This window comes from Pseudoxanthomonas sp. PXM03, assembly GCF_014852005.1.
Classification (GTDB): Bacteria; Pseudomonadota; Gammaproteobacteria; order Xanthomonadales; family Xanthomonadaceae; genus Pseudoxanthomonas_A.
In genome coordinates this window covers 278,356-294,101 of the sequence record NZ_JACVAU010000003.1, presented here as the reverse complement: position 1 = coordinate 294,101, position 15,746 = coordinate 278,356, and the positions used below count along the sequence as shown (strand labels likewise).

The window sequence follows — 15,746 nt, the reverse complement described above, 5'->3', positions numbered from 1 at the left end:
CAAACGCAAGGGACCGCACGCCTTGCGGCCTGCGGTCCCCGGGGATGCACGCGTTGCGTACCGCGAGGGCGATGCGTCAGGCGGCGGCCTGTTCCGGCAGCGGCTGGCCCAGGTCGGCGCTGTCGATGAGCGTCTCGATGTCCAGCAGGATCAACATGCGTTCATCGACGGTGCCGATGCCGGAGATGAAGCGGGTATCGACGCTGGCGCCGAATTCCGGCGTGGGGCGGATCTGCTCGGCGCTGAGCGCGATCACGTCCGACACGCTGTCCACCACGATGCCGACCACGCGGTCCTCCACGTTCAGCACGATCATCACGGTGAAGGCGTCGTAGCGTGCATCCTTCAGGCGCAGCTTCAGGCGCAGGTCGATCACCGGCACGATGGTGCCGCGCAGGTTGATGACGCCCTTGATGTAGTCCGGGGCATCGGGCAGGCGGGTCACGGAATCGTAGCCGCGGATTTCCTGGACCTTCAGGATGTCCACGCCGTAGTGCTCGTCCCCCAGGGTGAAGCTGAGGAACTCGTCCGCGCTCGCCGCGGCCTGGGTCTTCTTGTCGCTCATTCGTCGGGCTCCTGTTGCAGCCGGTGAAGGTGTCGGGGTTCCCGGGACGGAACCGGTCATGGCCTAGATCGGCCCCGGGACGGGTTTCTTTAGGGGTTCAGTACGGATGCGGTTCGGCAACGCCCCGCGGCGCGGTGCCGGCCGCGATGCGGGTCACGCGTTCGTGCACCAGCCGCGCGACACGGCCATGGCCGTCCAGGCGGAAGGTGGACACCGCCTCGGCCAGTGCCTGCGCCTGTTCTTCCATGCTGCGGGCAGCGGCGGTGGCTTCTTCCACCAGTGCCGCGTTCTGCTGGGTGGTTTCGTCCATCTGGGTGATGGTCTGGTTGACCTGTTCGATGCCGGCGCTCTGTTCCTGCGAGGCGGCGGAGATCTCGGCCATGATGTCGGTCACGCGCTGCACCGAGGCCACGATCTCGCTCATGGTCGCGCCGGCCTGGTGCACCAGCGCCGAACCATCGGTGACCTTGTCCACCGATGTTTCGATCAGGCCCTTGATCTCCTTGGCGGCATTGGCCGAACGCTGGGCGAGGGTGCGTACTTCGGAGGCGACCACCGCGAAGCCGCGACCCTGTTCGCCCGCGCGTGCCGCTTCAACTGCAGCATTGAGCGCCAGGATGTTGGTCTGGAAGGCGATGCCGTCGATGACCGAGATGATCTCGGCGATCTTCTTCGACGACTGTTCGATGTCGGTCATGGTGCTGACGACCTTGCTGACCACTTCACCGCCCTGCGAGGCGACTCCGGCGGCACCGATGGCCAGCTGGTTGGCCTGGCGGGCGGACTCGGCGTTCTGGCGCACGGTGGAGGTCAGTTCCTCCATCGAAGCGGCGGTCTCTTCCAGGTTGGCCGCCTGCTGCTCGGTACGGCGTGACAGGTCGCTGTTGCCTGATGCGATTTCGCCGGCCGCGGTATTGATGCTGGTGGACGCGTCCTGGATGCGGCCGACGATGTCGGTCAGCTGGGCGACGGTGGCATTGGCATCGTCGCGCATGCTGGCGAACACGCCGTGGAAGTCGCCTTCCATCCGCGCGGTCAGGTCGCCCTTGGACAGCGACTGCAGCACGCCGGAGACCGAGTCCACGCTGCCCGCGATGGCGACCAGCAGGCCGTTCAACTGTTGCGACAGCGCCAGCAGGAAGCCCTGCTTGCCCGACTCGGAGATGCGCCCGCTCAGGTCACCCTGTGCGGCCGCCTGCACGATGCGCGTCACTTCCTGTTCCACCATCACTTCGGCGGTGCGGTCGGCCCACTCGACCACGTAGCCGATGCGCTGGCCTTTGCCGTCGGTCACGGGGTTGATGATCAGCTGCATGATGCGGCCGCCCACGCTGATCTGCGCGCGATGCGTGCCCTGCAGCTGGGCCAGCATGCGCGACTGGTGCTCGGGCTTCTTGTGGAAGATGTCGATGCTGCTGCCGATGACCGTACGCACATCGAAGGCGGGCAGGTCGCGGCGAAGGTCCTGTTCCACGTCGGCCAGCATCTTCATCAGTGGTCGGTTGGCATAGACGATGGTGCGGTCGGCGTCGGCGATCATGACGTTGGTGGTCACATCCTCCAGCGCGGTACGGATGCGCAGGCTTTCCTTCGCCACCACGGCGTCGCGCTCGATGCGCTCGCGCAGGTTGCCCTGCATGCTGCGCATGGCCTTCATCAGGGTGCCGATCTCGTCGTCGCGACCGACATCGATCTGGCTGTCCAGCTTGCCGCTTGCGATATCGTCGGCCACGCGCACGGCGCCGGCCAGCGGCACACCGACCTGGCGACGCAGCAGCCAGAACACGGCGCCGCACAGCAACACAGCACCCAGCGCGCCCACGGCGACCACCGTCCACAGCACGGCACGCGCTTCGCGCATCAGCACCGCGCGCGGCACCACCACGCCCAGCGCGAAGCGCTCCTGCGCGGCGCCGATCTGCAGCGGCACGTAGGCTTCCATCATCGTTTCACCCGCGGCATCGGTCGCCTCGCGGAACACCGGCTTGCCGGCGGCCACCTGCTTGATGACGTCGGCAGCGTGGGCGCCTGCATATGGCTTGCCGACCGAGGCGGCATCCTTGTCCGCGATGACCACGCCGGCCGGCGTGAGCAGGCGCACGAAGCCGGCATCCATCGGCGTGAGCTTCGCGATGCGCTCCTGCAGCGATTGCAGCGCGAAGTCCACGGTCATCACGCCGAGGTAGTCGCCGTCCTGCAGGATGGGCGTGGACAGCGTGGTCATCAGCACGTCCTTGCCGGCGATCTTGTAGACGTAGGGCTCGGCGACCACCGGACGCTTGAGTTCGCGCGGGCGACGGTACCAGTCGCCGGCACCGGGGACTTCGTAGTCGCGCAGGGCTTCCAGCAGCGGGGCGCCGTTGCTCCATGCCCAGTAGCTCATGAAGCGGCCGGTGTCGTCGTGGCCTTCGGTGCCGATGTGGTCCGCATCCTTGCCGTCGAAGGCATCGGGTTCCCAAAGCGTGCCGACGCCGACCCATTCCGGGTGCGCTTCCAGCTGGCGCTTGAAGATGGCGCTGGCGGCACTGCGGCTGATGCCGTCGCCCCCGCGCTGGGCGAGCAATGCATGCGTAAGCGCATCGTTGCCGTCGAAGGCGCGGGTGAGTTCGCCCGAGATGCGCTGGGCCTCCTGGTTCGCCAGCCCTTCCATCGTGGTCCGCGCACCGGCCAGCAGGGACTGGCTGCTGCGCAGGTAGCTGGCCGCGGCGGCAACGCCGAAGGCGAGCAGGGCCACCAAGGCGGTGCCGTACATCACGCGCGTGGCGATGCTGCGGGAGGAGGATCGGGAGGGAGTGGATGACATGCGGGCCTCTTGCGGACTGGACGGTACGGCTTGGCGATGCCTGCGAGTGCAAGCACGGCCTTGGATCGCCGTGACGCCGGTATGCAGGACCGTTACAGGGAGGTATCGGCGCGTGCGCGGGGAGGTTGAGCGGGTGTCGGCCAGAACCGACGAAAGGCGTCCGGAAGGCGGACGCAGATCACGCAGCGCCGCGTTCGCGGGCGCTGCGCTGGCGTTCGAGGCGGAAGATGTAGCGCTGGATCAGCGCATCGCCCCCGCGCGGCAGGTCGGTGAACTGGCAGCCGGCACGCCAGCTTTCGGAACCGTTCTGGTTGAGCTGGCGATGCAGGCTCTTGACCATCAGGCGGATGCACAGCGGGCCGCTGTCGGGCAGGTGCAGGAGGCTGCCGGGGAATTCCTTGTAGGGGCGGAGCGTCGGCTCTTCGGCCTGCACGGCCAGCGCGATGCCGCCGCCGCTGATGTCCAGCACGCGATAGTTGCGGTAGGTGGTCTCGCCGTCCGGGTGACGCTCGGCGACGGCGCACTCCATGGGCTGCGTCACCGGCACCTGCAGGCGGTAGAACTCGCGACGCTGCAGGCGCAGGATGCTGTCCGGCAGCGGCGCCAGGAAGGCCACCTGGCCTTCCTTCTGCACGCGCTGCAGGTCATGGAGCTTGAACTGCACGTGGATGCGGTCGAGCCGGGAGACGCAGGAGACGTGGCGCGCTTCCTCGATGCTGCGGTTGATGGTCTCCGATGCGCTGCCGTCGATCAGGACGCCGTCTTCGTCCTCCAGTACTTCGATGATGGAGGTGGGAAAGGTGTGGTTGCGTGGCATCGCGCAGCCACTGACGAGCGCGCGCCTGGCGATCAGCGATTGCAGGATCTGCCGGATCTCGTATTCGCCATGCACCAGGTACTTTTCTTCTTCGTCGTACCTGACGGGATCGGCCAGAGGGGCGTCGCTGGGCTCGGTCATGCGGGCGTCGGAAAGCGTCTGGGCAGGGAAGGCGTCACAGGCTGTATCGGCGGGCGTTGCAGCATCTTTAGGGGGTGACTGCGGAGGACCATCAACGCACACGGCCCGGGAGTACCGGGCCGTGTGCGTGGTGAAGGGTGACCGCATTCTCCGCTCAAAACTCCTGCCAACCCTCGCCATCTCCCTCGACAAGCACGGGTTCCGGTTTGCGTGCGGGCTGCTTGCGGACTGCGGCCTTCGGTGTCGCCACCTGCCGCGATGCAGCGACGGCCATCGGGGCCTGGCGCACCGGGGCACGGGAGGCGGCCTGCAGCTTGAACACCGACACGCTCTGGGTCAGTGCACCGGCCTGTTCTTCCATGCTGCGGGCGGCGGCGGTAGCTTCTTCGACCAGTGCGGCGTTCTGTTGGGTGGTCTCGTCCATCTGGGTGATGGTCTGGTTGACCTGCTCGATGCCGGCCGACTGTTCCTGCGAGGCCGCAGAGATCTCGGCCATGATGTCGGTCACGCGCTGCACCGAGGCCACGATCTCGCCCATCGTCGTGCCGGCCTGGTTCACCAGCGCCGAGCCCCCGGCGACCTTGTCCACTGAGGTCTCGATCAGACCCTTGATCTCCTTGGCAGCATTGGCGCTGCGCTGGGCCAGCGTACGCACTTCGGAGGCGACCACCGCGAAGCCGCGGCCCTGTTCGCCCGCGCGTGCCGCTTCAACGGCAGCATTGAGCGCCAGGATATTGGTCTGGAACGCGATGCCATCGATGACCGAAATGATCTCGGCGATCTTCTTGGAGGACTGCTCGATGTCGGTCATCGTGGTGACCACACGACCGACCACCTCGCCACCCTGCGAAGCGACCGATGCTGCACCAATGGCCAGCTGGTTGGCCTGGCGGGCCGACTCGGCGTTCTGGCGCACGGTGGAGGTCAGTTCCTCCATCGAGGCGGCGGTTTCTTCCAGGTTGGCGGCTTGCTGCTCTGTACGGCGCGACAGGTCGTTGTTGCCCGATGCGATCTCGCCTGCAGCGGTGTTGATGCTGGTGGCCGCCATCTGGATGCCGCCGACGATCTCGGTCAGCTGGGCGACGGTGGCGTTGGCATCGTCGCGCATGGTGGCGAACACGCCGTGGAAGTCGCCTTCCATGCGTGCGGTCAGGTCGCCCCGTGCGATGGCCTGCAGCAGTTCGGAAACCTCGGCGAGGTTGCCGTCGGTGGTCTCCATCAACTGGTTGAGTCCCCCGATCATCTCGCGGAAATCGTGCTGGTACTTGCCCACGTCGCCGCGCTGGCTGAAGTCGCCCGAGGCGGCGGCCAGCGCCAGTCGCTTGATCTCGCCATTGATGGCCGACAGGCTGCCCTTGGTGGCATCCATCGTCTGCGTCAGCACCGCCTTTTCACCGGGCAAACGGTCCATGTCCACCGACAGGTCGCCGATGGCGTAACGCTGCATCACCTCGACAAGGCGCAGTTTCACCGCGATGTGCGAAGCGACCAGCGCATTGGTGTCGCGCACCATGCGGCCGTACTCGCCGGGGAACGCGCTGTCGTCGATGCGGTGGCTGATCTGGCCGTCGTCGTGGCGGCGCGTCATCTCGGTCTGTGCGTCGATCACCGACACGACCTGGGTCTGCACATGGCGCATGGCCGACAGCAGTTGGCCGACCTCGTCGTGGCGTGAGGTGTCGATGCGAGTGTCCAGCTTGCCCGCGGCCACCTCCTCGGCGATGGCGACTGCACCGCGCAGCGGACGCGAGACCACGCGGCGCACGCCGAGCCAGGTCAGCGTCGCGATGACCGCCAGCGCCAGCAGCGACAGCAGCAGAATGATGACCGTCAATGCGTGGCTGGAGGCCACCACGGTGGAGCGGGGCTCCACGGCCACCAGCGCCCACTTCCACGGGGCGAACTGCTTCACCGCGATCAGTGCAGGCACGGCGCCTTCGCCGGCCTTCGGTGCGATGTCGAGCACCGTGTGACCATGGTCCTTCGCCAGCAGGGCCTTCATCTCCGGCACGGAGCCGGCGTCCACCACCGAGGAGTACAGCGCGTCCTGGCTGGCGGGATGCGCGGCCAGCGTGCCGTGGTGCTCGCCTTCAGCGATATCCACCACGAAGAAATAGCCCGCTTCGCCCAGTGCCGTGTTGCGCAGCTTGTCCTTCAGCGCCGCGAGGCCATCGCCGTAGTTCTGGCCGACGAACAGGATGCCGATGGTGTTGCCTTCCGCATCCTGCAGCGGCTCGTAGTGGGTCATGTAGTCGCGGCCGAAGAGGCGCGCGCGGCCGGTGTAGGGCTTGTCCTGGAGGATCAGTGCGTATGCCGGGTGCTTGTGGTCCAGCGCGGTGCCGATGACGCGTTCGTCCTCGGTGTTGCGCAGCGACGTGGTGGCACGGATGAAATCGTCGCCCTGGCGCACGAAGAGGGTCGCGACCACGTCGGTGGCTTCGGTGAAGCGGTCGACGGTGGTGAAGTCCAGGTTGATCGGCTGCGCACCGAAGCGCAGTTCGGGAACCTCGAAGTCGCCGATCGGCGTGGTGCGGCCGGCATCGATCGACACGTCGCCGGAAGGCAGGGCAGCGCGGAAACTCATGGCCATCCGCTGCGTGGCGTCGGTCAGGGTGCTGTCGTAGAGGGCGATGGATTCCAGCATCACCTGCGCGGCTACGTCGAGGTCGGCCAGGGCACGCGCCTCGATGGCGCGGCTGGATTGCCGCTGCACGACGGCGGCGAGGAGGGTGAGGACGACGGCCACGGCGACGGTGACCTGGAGGGCGAGCTTGCTGCCGAGAGAAAGGCGCTTCAGTCGATTCATGGGGGCAGGGCGGGTTGTGGTGGTAGCTGATCCGATATCGGCGTCACAGTTCGGTCATTGAGCCCCCGTGGGGATTTCCCCGACGAACGGTAAATGCGGATACCTGTGCGAACGGGGTAGCCCAGACAGGCACGGCCCGGGAAGTCCGGGCCGTGCGGGGTGCTTCAGTCGCGCGTTCCGATGCGCGATCAGAACTCCTGCCAGTCCCCGTCGGCGAGTGCCGGTTCGGGCTTGCGGGCGACCGGCTTGCGGGCCACGGCCTTCGGTGGTGCGACCGGCCGCGGTGCCGCGGCCGCCGCGATGGCCTGGCGGACGGGGGCACTGACGGTGGCATGCAGCTTGAACACCGACACGCTCTGGGTCAGTGCACCGGCCTGTTCTTCCATCGAACGCGCGGCGGCGGTGGCTTCCTCCACCAGTGCAGCGTTCTGCTGGGTGGTCTCGTCCATCTGGGTGATGGTCTGGTTGACCTGCTCGATGCCGGCCGACTGTTCCTGCGAGGCGGCGGAGATCTCGGCCATGATGTCGGTCACGCGCTGCACCGAGGCCACGATCTCGCCCATCGTCGTGCCGGCCTGATTCACCAGCGCCGAGCCGTCGGCCACGCGATCCACCGAGTTCTCGATCAGGCCCTTGATCTCCTTGGCGGCATTGGCCGAGCGCTGGGCCAGCGTACGGACCTCGGAGGCGACGACGGCGAAGCCGCGGCCCTGTTCGCCCGCGCGTGCCGCTTCAACGGCAGCATTGAGCGCCAGGATATTGGTCTGGAACGCGATGCCATCGATGACCGAGATGATCTCGGCGATCTTCTTGGAGGACTGCTCGATGTCGCGCATCGTGGTGACCACCTGGCCGACCACATCGCCACCGAGTGAAGCCACGCCGGCGGCACCGATGGCCAACTGGTTGGCCTGGCGGGCGGACTCGGCGTTCTGGCGCACGGTGGAGGTCAGTTCCTCCATCGAGGCGGCGGTTTCTTCCAGGTTGGCAGCTTGCTGCTCTGTACGGCGCGACAGGTCGTTGTTGCCGGAGGCGATCTCACCGGCGGCGGTATTGATGCTGGTGGCCGCCATCTGGATGCCGCCGACGATCTCGGTCAGCTGGGCGACGGTGGCGTTGGCATCATCGCGCATGGTGGCGAAGACGCCGTGGAAGTCGCCTTCCATGCGTGCGGTCAGATCGCCCCGTGCGATGGCCTGCAGTAGCTCGGATACGTCCGCCAGGTTGCCGTCAGTGGTCTCCATCAGGCGGTTCAGGCCTTCGACCATGTCGCGGAAGTCGTACTGGTACTTCTCGGCGTCGCCGCGGTGGGTGAAGTCACCGGCTGCGGCGGCGCTGGCCAGACGCTTGATCTCGCCGTTGATCGCGGACAGATTGGCCTTGCACATGTCCATCGCTTCGGTGATGACCACCTTCTCGCCCGGCAGGCGGTCCATGTCCACCGACAGGTCGCCCACGGCGTAGCGGCGCATCACATCCACGGCGCGCATCTTCACCCCGATGTGCTGTGCCACCAGCGCATTGGTGTCGCGCACCATGCGCCCGTATTCGCCGGGGAAATCGCCGTCGTCGATGCGGTAGCTGATCTGGCCTTCGTCGTGCCGGCGCGCCATTTCGCCCTGCGCGCCGATCACCGAAACGACCTGCATCTGCATGCGCTGCATGGCGGACAGCAACTGGCCGACCTCATCCTTGCGCGACGTGTCGATGCGGCCGTCCAGCTTGCCGGCGGACACGTCGTTGGCGACCCGCACGGCCTCGTCGACCGGCTTGACGATGGCACGCGCGATGATCCAGCCCAGGCCGATCGCCAGCAGCGTCAGGCCTATCATGCCCGCGACGATGGCGCGCGCACTGGCGCGGTAGCCGGCGTCGGCATTGGCGATCTCTTCGTTCAGTACGTTGACGCTGTGCTCGTTGAGCGCCTTCAGTGCAGCGAACAGGTCGCGGCGGCGCGGGCGCGACTTTTCGTCCGAGACCGACTGCGCAAGCACGTAGTCGCCTGCTTCAAGCGCGGCATCGATTTCCTTGCGCGCGTCGAAATAGGCGGTCAGCTTTGTGGTGACGTCGGCATACAGCTGCTTCTCTTTGTCGTCGGTCGGCAGCGCCTCGAACAGCGCCTGCTGCTCCTCGACGATCTTCTTGCTGGCGGCCATGCGCTTGTTGTAGTCGATGATCGCGTCGGGTTCGTCCAGGCGGGTCAGCTGGGCGATCTCGAAGGTCCGGAATTCGCCCAGCTGCGAACGTACTTCGCCCATGTACTGGACGGACGGCATGTCGACGCCGCTGACGGCCTGCAGCTTGTCGTTCAACGCACCGAGTCGCAGCAGCGAGAACACGCCGAGGATCACCGTCATCAGGGCGGTGAGGGCGAAGGCCACGGCCAGCTTCCGGCCGATGGACAGGTTCTGGAACCATTTCATGTGATGCATCTCCGGTTGAGCATGGAAGGCGTGCAGCCAGCCAGCGCCCACGGCGTTCGTGGACGTTGCGGTGTGATGAGGGAGTCCCCGTCCCGAACCGGCAATGCCGGTGTTGCATCATCTGCAGAGGTGGTAACGGCGGCTGTAGAGCCTTCTTGATGACCGTTCGGCGGGAATGTAATCGTATTTACCAAACTGTCGGTCGCGTCGTGCGCGAACTGTGATGCGCGCGACGCGTCCGGCGTGGTGCGCGATCAGAAATGCATCTGCGCGCGCAGTTCGAACACGTCGGGGCTGGCCGAGAACGCGCCGCGCTCGGCATCCACCTTCACGTAGTTGGCCTGGAACTTGAAGTTCTGCGCGAGGTACCACGTGGCGCCGAGCGTCCAGTTGTCTTCGCGGCCGCCTGCAATGCCATCGCTGTCCAGGTCGATGCGGCTGTAGCGTGCGAGCAGTTCAAGCGCACCGTACTTGCCCTTCGGCTTCGGATTGCCGACGTTGCCGGCGCTGTAGACGCGCGACTCGCCGGTCACCATCCAGCTGCCGAACACGTAGGCGCCATCCGCGGAATACGAAGGCAGGCCGAGCTCACGCGTGGTCTTCTGGCGCAGGTATTCGCCCTGCAGCGACCACGCGCCATGGATCCACAGGGCTTCGAGGCCGTTGCGGTCGATGCGGTCCACGCGCGTCAGCGTGCCCGAGTCCACCAGCCGTACCGCCGTCAGTGCGGCTTCCGGCTTGGCGCGCCAGCGCGCGCTCGGGTAGACGGTCACGCCCAGTCCGTTGACTTCGCTGTCCGGTCGCTCCTGTGCGGCCGAGATGCCCAGATGCAGCACGTTGCCGGCCTGCTTGAGGGGGGTCCATGCCACGCGCGCGGCGGCGGTGTCACCCTTGTTGTTGCCCTGCAGGTCGGATTCGAAGAAGTAGCCGGCATTGACGATGTAGGCCTCACGTTCGAAGGCCCAGTCGATGCCGGTGCGGCGCCCCTGGTAGAACGCCTGCGTAGGCAGCGAGGCTTCCACGAAGGCTGCGCTGCGCGTGGCGGTATTGCCTTCGAATCCGAGCGGCAGCTTCATCTGGCCGACGCGGAGCTTGCCTGCATCGTGCCCGAACAGCGCCTTGGTTTCGACGCGCAGGGCGACGTCGTTCCAGGTCTTGGCTTCGAAATCGAAGGTCGCGCCGAAGTCGTATACGCCCTTGCGCTTGAGCGTCACGCCCAGTTCCTGCCGGCGCCAAGCATCGTCGTCTTCCAGCACCGCGCCGTTGTAGCCCGTGCCCGAGAACTGGTTGGCGTCGTACTGCAGGTTGCCGCCCAGGCTCAGCTCGGTGCCATTGGCGAAGGTGATCTTCGGCGGCCAGGCAGTGGCCTTGGTGCCGGCATCTTCCGCGTGGGCGTTGGCATGAATGGCCATCAGGGCCAAGGCGAGGGTCGACACGTACTTCATGGATTTACCTGCTGGGTGTGGGCAAGCGCCCGCCTGCCGCGACCAGTCTACGGTCGCGTCCGGTGACGGCGCATTCGTGAAAAGGGGGAGCGGCGGCGTCAGGCCGCCTGCAGCGTCTTGCGTGCGCGGACCAGTCCGCCGACATCGACGATCAGGGCCACGCGGCCGTCACCGAGGATGGTGGCGCCGGAGATGCCGTCGATGCGGCGGTAGTTGTTTTCGATGTTCTTGACCACGACCTGCTGCTGGCCGATCAGCTCGTCCACTTCCAGCGCCAGCTTCTGGCCGTCGGCTTCCACCACGACCACCAGCGGATCTTCCGCCTCGCTCTGGCCGTAGCGGTAGTAGTCGTTCAACGACACGATGGGCAGGTATTCGCCGCGCACGCGCAGCACGCGGCCGTCGCCGGCTACCGTGCGCACGTCCTCGGCCTGCGGCTGCAGGGCCTCGAGCACGTAGCCGAGCGGCAGGATCAGGGTTTCCTCGCCGACCGACACGCCCATGCCGTCCAGGATGGCCAGGGTCAGCGGCAGCCGGATGACCACGCGCGTGCCGCTGCCGGACGCGCTTTCCAGTTGCACTTCGCCACCCAGTGCCTGGATGTTGCGACGGACCACGTCCATGCCCACACCGCGACCGGAGAGATCGGTCACGGCTTCGGCGGTGGAGAAGCCCGGCTGGAAGATCAGGTCCCAGACCTGCGAATCGCTGGGATTCTCCGGCACGGCCAGGCCGCGCTCGGCGGCTTTGGCCAGGATGCGCTCGCGATTCAGGCCGCGGCCGTCGTCGCTGACCTCGATGACGATATGGCCGCCCTGGTGCGATGCCGCCAGCGTGATCGTGCCGGTTTCGTCCTTGCCCGCCTCGCGGCGCGCATCGGGCAGTTCGAGGCCATGGTCGATGGAATTGCGGACCAGGTGCACCAGGGGATCGGCGATGCGTTCGATCAGGCCCTTGTCCAGTTCGGTGCCCTCACCAATCGTGCGCAGGCGGACCTGCTTGCCGAGGCGTGCGGACAGGTCGCGGACCAGGCGCGGGAAGCGGCGGAACACGGCATCCACCGGCAGCATGCGTACGCCGATGACGGCTTCCTGCAGGTCGCGCGTATTGCGCTCCAGCAGGTCCAGGCCGGCGAACAGGCGCTCGCACTGGGCCTGGTCGAGCAGGCCGGAGACCTGCTTCAGCATGGCCTGGGTGATGACGAGTTCGCCGACGAGATTGATCAGACCGTCGATCTTGTCGACGCTGACGCGGATGGAGGTTTCTGCGGTGTCATTGGCGGCGGGCGCGGTGCCTGCCGGTGCCTGCGCACCGCCGGCGATAACCGTGGCAACGGGTTGCGCGGCGACGGCCACGGCGTCCACCGGCAGCGCATCGCGCTGCATGGGCTGGATGTCGAGTTCGCAGTCGTCCACGACCCAGGCGAACACATCGTCGACGGCGCTGCGCGGCACCTTGCCGATCAGGCCCAGGTCCCATGCGAGATAGGCTTCCAGCGGATCGATCTGCTCGAAGCCCGGCAGGCGTTCCATCCGGCATGCGATCTCGAGCGGACCGAGGTGTTCCAGTTCGCGCAGGATGCGCAGCGGATCATTGCCGCTCATGAACAGCGACGGTGCGGGCGTGAAGCCGATCTTCCAGCCTTCCGGCGTTTCATCGGCCTTGGCGCCGGCGGCAGCGGGCGTGGCGGCAGGTGCATCCTGGCCGGACAGGACGGCGTTGAGCCGGTCCTTCATGGCCTGCACGGCGGCGGGGTCGGCCGGAGTGCCGTGTTCGGCCTCGGCCAGCAGGGCACGCAGCACGTCCACCGAGGCCAGCATCGCGTCGACCGCCGGCGGGCTGACGGCGCGCTGGCCGGCGCGCAGTTCGTCCAGCAGGGTTTCCAGTACGTGGGTCATGCCGGCGATGGCGTCGAAGCCGAACGTCGCCGAACCGCCCTTGATGGAATGCGCCGCACGGAAGATGGAATTGATCAGGTCGCCGTCGCGGCTGCCCTGTTCCAGCGACAGCAGGCCGGCTTCCATGGCTTCCAGCCCTTCGCGGCTTTCCTCGAAGAACGTGGCGTGGAAGCGCTGCATGTCCATGTTCATTGCGGTGGAGCCCTGTGGCGGTATGCGAAGTGGGGAGGAAGTGCGGGGCTCAGCCCAGGACTTTCTGGACGGTGGCGACCAGCTGTTCCGGATTGAACGGCTTGACCAGCCAGCCGGTGGCACCGGCGGCCTTGCCTTCGGCCTTCTTGTCGGCGGCCGATTCGGTGGTCAGCATCAGCATGGGCGTGAACTTGTAGTCGGGGATGCCGCGCAGGGCGCGGATCAGCGAGATGCCGTCCATGTTGGGCATGTTGACGTCGGTGACCACCGCGTTGAACTTCTGCCCCTGCGCACGTCCCAGCGCGACCTGGCCATCTTCGGCTTCATCCACCGAATAACCCGCCGAAGTCAGGGCGAAAGCGACCATCTGTCGCATCGAGGCCGAATCGTCCACTACCAGAATGCGTGCGCTCATGCGGCGTTCTCCACTTGTTGCATGTTGTTTTCGTTGTTGGTGGTCGCCAGGCCAAGCTGCGGCGCGAGGCCGAGCAGGCGTGCCGCGTCGCGGAAGCTCTGGCTGACCGCGCTGAAGTCGGTGGCCAGCCCGGCCTGCTCGCGCTGGCGCACGAAGCTGCACAGCACCTGCAGGCTGGCGGTGTGCACGCGCTGCACCGTGCCGGCGTCCAGCACCAGCGGGCCAGGCTGTGCGACATGCATGGCCAGGTGTTGCTTGAGGTCGGTGGCGGCCTCGATGCCGAGGTCATCACCCAGGGGCACTGCGCTCATCGTGTCTCCGGAAGGGCGGCTCTAGTGGGGTATCGGCGCACGCGGGCCACTCTTGAGCGTCCGGTGTGAATATGTGATGCGCGTCGACCTGCCATCGCCATGGTCTAGGTGAGCAGCTGCGAGGCGTCCAGCAGGATCACCGCGCGTTCGTTCAGGCGCGCCACGCCGCGGAACAGCGGGTTGGCGATGCGGCCGACGCGCGCGTTGTCCGGGGATTCGATCTGGTTGTCGGTCAGGTTGGCGACGTCCTCCACCGCGCTGACGCGCAGGCCGAGCGTCTCGCCATGCTCCTCGAGCACCACGATGCGCGTGGCGGCATCGGTGTCGATCGCGCCGCGGCCCAGATACAGGCCCATGTCGATGACCGGCACCACCTGCCCGCGCAGGTTCATCACGCCCAGCATGTGCGGCGCGGCACCACGCAGGGGCAGCAGGGTGGCGGGGCGCACGACTTCCTGCACCTTCAGCAGTTCCAGCGCGTAATGCTGCTGGTCGCAGCGCAGCCGCAGCCAGCGGGTCTTGCGTTCGGTCGCGCGGCGGCGCTCGCCGGTATCGGGCAATGCCTCCTGCAGGTAGGGCTTGCTCGGCAGCGGCGGCAGCGCGCGCGGCGTCTGCACGGGGCGTGCAGCGGGTGCAGCGACCGGAGCGGCGACCGGAGCGGGTTCGGAAACCCGCGCAGTAGGCGCCGCGCTTCCGTGCAGGTCGTCCAGCAGGGCTTCGAATTCGTCGTCGCTGATCATGTCGCTGGCGCTGCCTGCGCGCGCAGGTGCGACGGCGAGCGCAGGCGCGGGCGGGGCGGTGACGACAGGTTCGCTGGGGGGACTGGTCACGGCGGTGGGCGCGCCGCTGCCGTGCAACTGGTCCAGCAGCGCTTCGAATTCGTCGTCGCCGATCATGTCGGCGTCGCTGCCTGCACGTACCGGTGCGATCGCCAACACAGGGGAGGCTTTGACGTTCGCGGCGGGGGGGGCCGGTGTGTCGGCCGCATCGGGCGATGTCCCGGTGGTGGCGGCCGTTTCCGCGGCGACCGCGGTCAGGGACGGGGCGGCGGCGGTCGCCGTGCCCACGTCGCCCAGCAGGTCGTGCAGGTAGTCGTCGAGGACGGCGGGCGTGGTCATGCGGCTTGCTCGGTGGCGCGTGCTTCCGTCAGCAACAGCCAGTCCAGGGCGCGGCGGTACGCCGACAGGCCACGGCCGGGATACTGCGCGGCAGGGCTGGAACGGGTCAGTGCATCGACGCTGCAGATGCGCGTGTCGTTGGGGATGGCGTCGTTCCAGACGCGTCCGCCGTACTCGTCCTGCATCGCCTTCAACGTCTCGGCACCGGTGCGGGTGCGCTTGTCGTAGAGCGTGGGCAGGATCGAGACCGGCAGTTCGCGATGGCGCGAGCGCTGGATCATGTCGGCGGTGCGGCACATGCCTTTCAGTCCGTGCAGCGCCAGCGGTTCGGTCTGGGTCGGAATGATGACGTGGTCGGCGGCAGCCAGCGCATTGACCATCAGCAGGCCCAGCGTGGGCGGGCAGTCGAACAGCACGTGGTCCCAGGCCTGGCCGCCGCGCGCGAGCGCATTGGACAGGGCCAGGCCCAGGCCGGGCTGGGTGGCGCTGCGGCGCTCCAGCGTGGCCAGCGGCGTCTGTGCCGGAACGAAGGCGAGGTTCTCGATCTCGGTGGCGCGCGCCACGCTGGCGAGCAGCGGCGGCTGCTCGTCGAACAGGTCCAGCACGCCGGCAGGCTGCGGCTCGGCGGGCACGCCGAACGCGCGCGTCAGCGACGCATGCGGATCCAGGTCGACCAGCAGCACGCGACGGCCACGCATGGCCAGGGCGCGCCCGAGGGCGAGGGTGGTGGTGGTCTTGCCGACGCCGCCTTTCTGGTTGGCGATTGCCCACACGCGCATCACTGGACTCCTTCATGGACCTGGGGCGCCGGC

The 15,746-nt window shown here is 67.3% G+C and carries 11 protein-coding genes; all 11 read right to left on the bottom strand.

The window, feature by feature from the left end; genetic code table 11:
- Positions 1-76: 76 nt before the first annotated feature.
- The 11 genes from IB223_RS15610 to IB223_RS15560 all read right to left on the bottom strand — a co-directional run bounded on the left by IB223_RS15610 (position 77) and on the right by IB223_RS15560 (position 15,713).
- On the bottom strand, positions 77-565 hold the full coding sequence (locus IB223_RS15610) for a chemotaxis protein CheW (protein ID WP_192202677.1): 489 nt from the start codon (positions 563-565) through the stop codon (positions 77-79).
- Between the two features lie 97 nt (positions 566-662).
- Entirely contained in the window at positions 663-3,368 is a 2,706-nt protein-coding gene (locus tag IB223_RS19040) for a methyl-accepting chemotaxis protein (RefSeq protein WP_343227210.1), read from the bottom strand.
- Positions 3,369-3,546: 178 nt separating this feature from the next.
- Positions 3,547-4,326 carry a flagellar brake protein gene (locus IB223_RS15600; RefSeq protein ID WP_192202676.1) on the bottom strand — a complete coding sequence of 260 codons (780 nt, stop codon included), beginning with the start codon at positions 4,324-4,326 and terminating at the stop codon, positions 3,547-3,549.
- 154 nt (positions 4,327-4,480) lie between these two features.
- Positions 4,481-7,132 (bottom strand): Cache 3/Cache 2 fusion domain-containing protein, encoded by a 2,652-nt coding sequence (locus IB223_RS15595; RefSeq protein WP_192202675.1) that lies wholly within the window; start codon positions 7,130-7,132, stop codon positions 4,481-4,483.
- Positions 7,133-7,320: 188 nt separating this feature from the next.
- The gene (locus IB223_RS15590; protein ID WP_192202674.1) at positions 7,321-9,555 is read right to left on the bottom strand and encodes a methyl-accepting chemotaxis protein; all 2,235 of its coding nucleotides are present in this window, start codon (positions 9,553-9,555) and stop codon (positions 7,321-7,323) included.
- A gap of 254 nt (positions 9,556-9,809) precedes the next feature.
- The gene (locus tag IB223_RS15585) at positions 9,810-11,000 is read right to left on the bottom strand and encodes a porin (RefSeq protein ID WP_192202673.1); all 1,191 of its coding nucleotides are present in this window, start codon (positions 10,998-11,000) and stop codon (positions 9,810-9,812) included.
- Between the two features lie 98 nt (positions 11,001-11,098).
- Entirely contained in the window at positions 11,099-13,090 is a 1,992-nt protein-coding gene (locus IB223_RS15580; protein ID WP_192202672.1) for a chemotaxis protein CheA, read from the bottom strand.
- 49 nt (positions 13,091-13,139) lie between these two features.
- Complete coding sequence (locus IB223_RS15575; protein ID WP_192202671.1) at positions 13,140-13,505, bottom strand: response regulator; 366 nt, start codon at positions 13,503-13,505, stop codon at positions 13,140-13,142.
- Positions 13,502-13,816 (bottom strand): STAS domain-containing protein, encoded by a 315-nt coding sequence (locus tag IB223_RS15570; protein ID WP_192202670.1) that lies wholly within the window; start codon positions 13,814-13,816, stop codon positions 13,502-13,504. Before IB223_RS15570 ends, IB223_RS15575 begins: the two co-directional genes overlap by 4 nt.
- A gap of 104 nt (positions 13,817-13,920) precedes the next feature.
- Positions 13,921-14,934, bottom strand: a complete 1,014-nt coding sequence (locus IB223_RS15565) for a chemotaxis protein CheW (protein WP_192202669.1) — start codon at positions 14,932-14,934, stop codon at positions 13,921-13,923.
- Positions 14,931-15,713, bottom strand: coding sequence for a ParA family protein (locus IB223_RS15560; RefSeq protein ID WP_142124926.1), 783 nt, complete (start codon positions 15,711-15,713; stop codon positions 14,931-14,933). The genes IB223_RS15565 and IB223_RS15560 overlap by 4 nt, the downstream gene beginning before the upstream one ends.
- Positions 15,714-15,746: the final 33 nt, after the last annotated feature.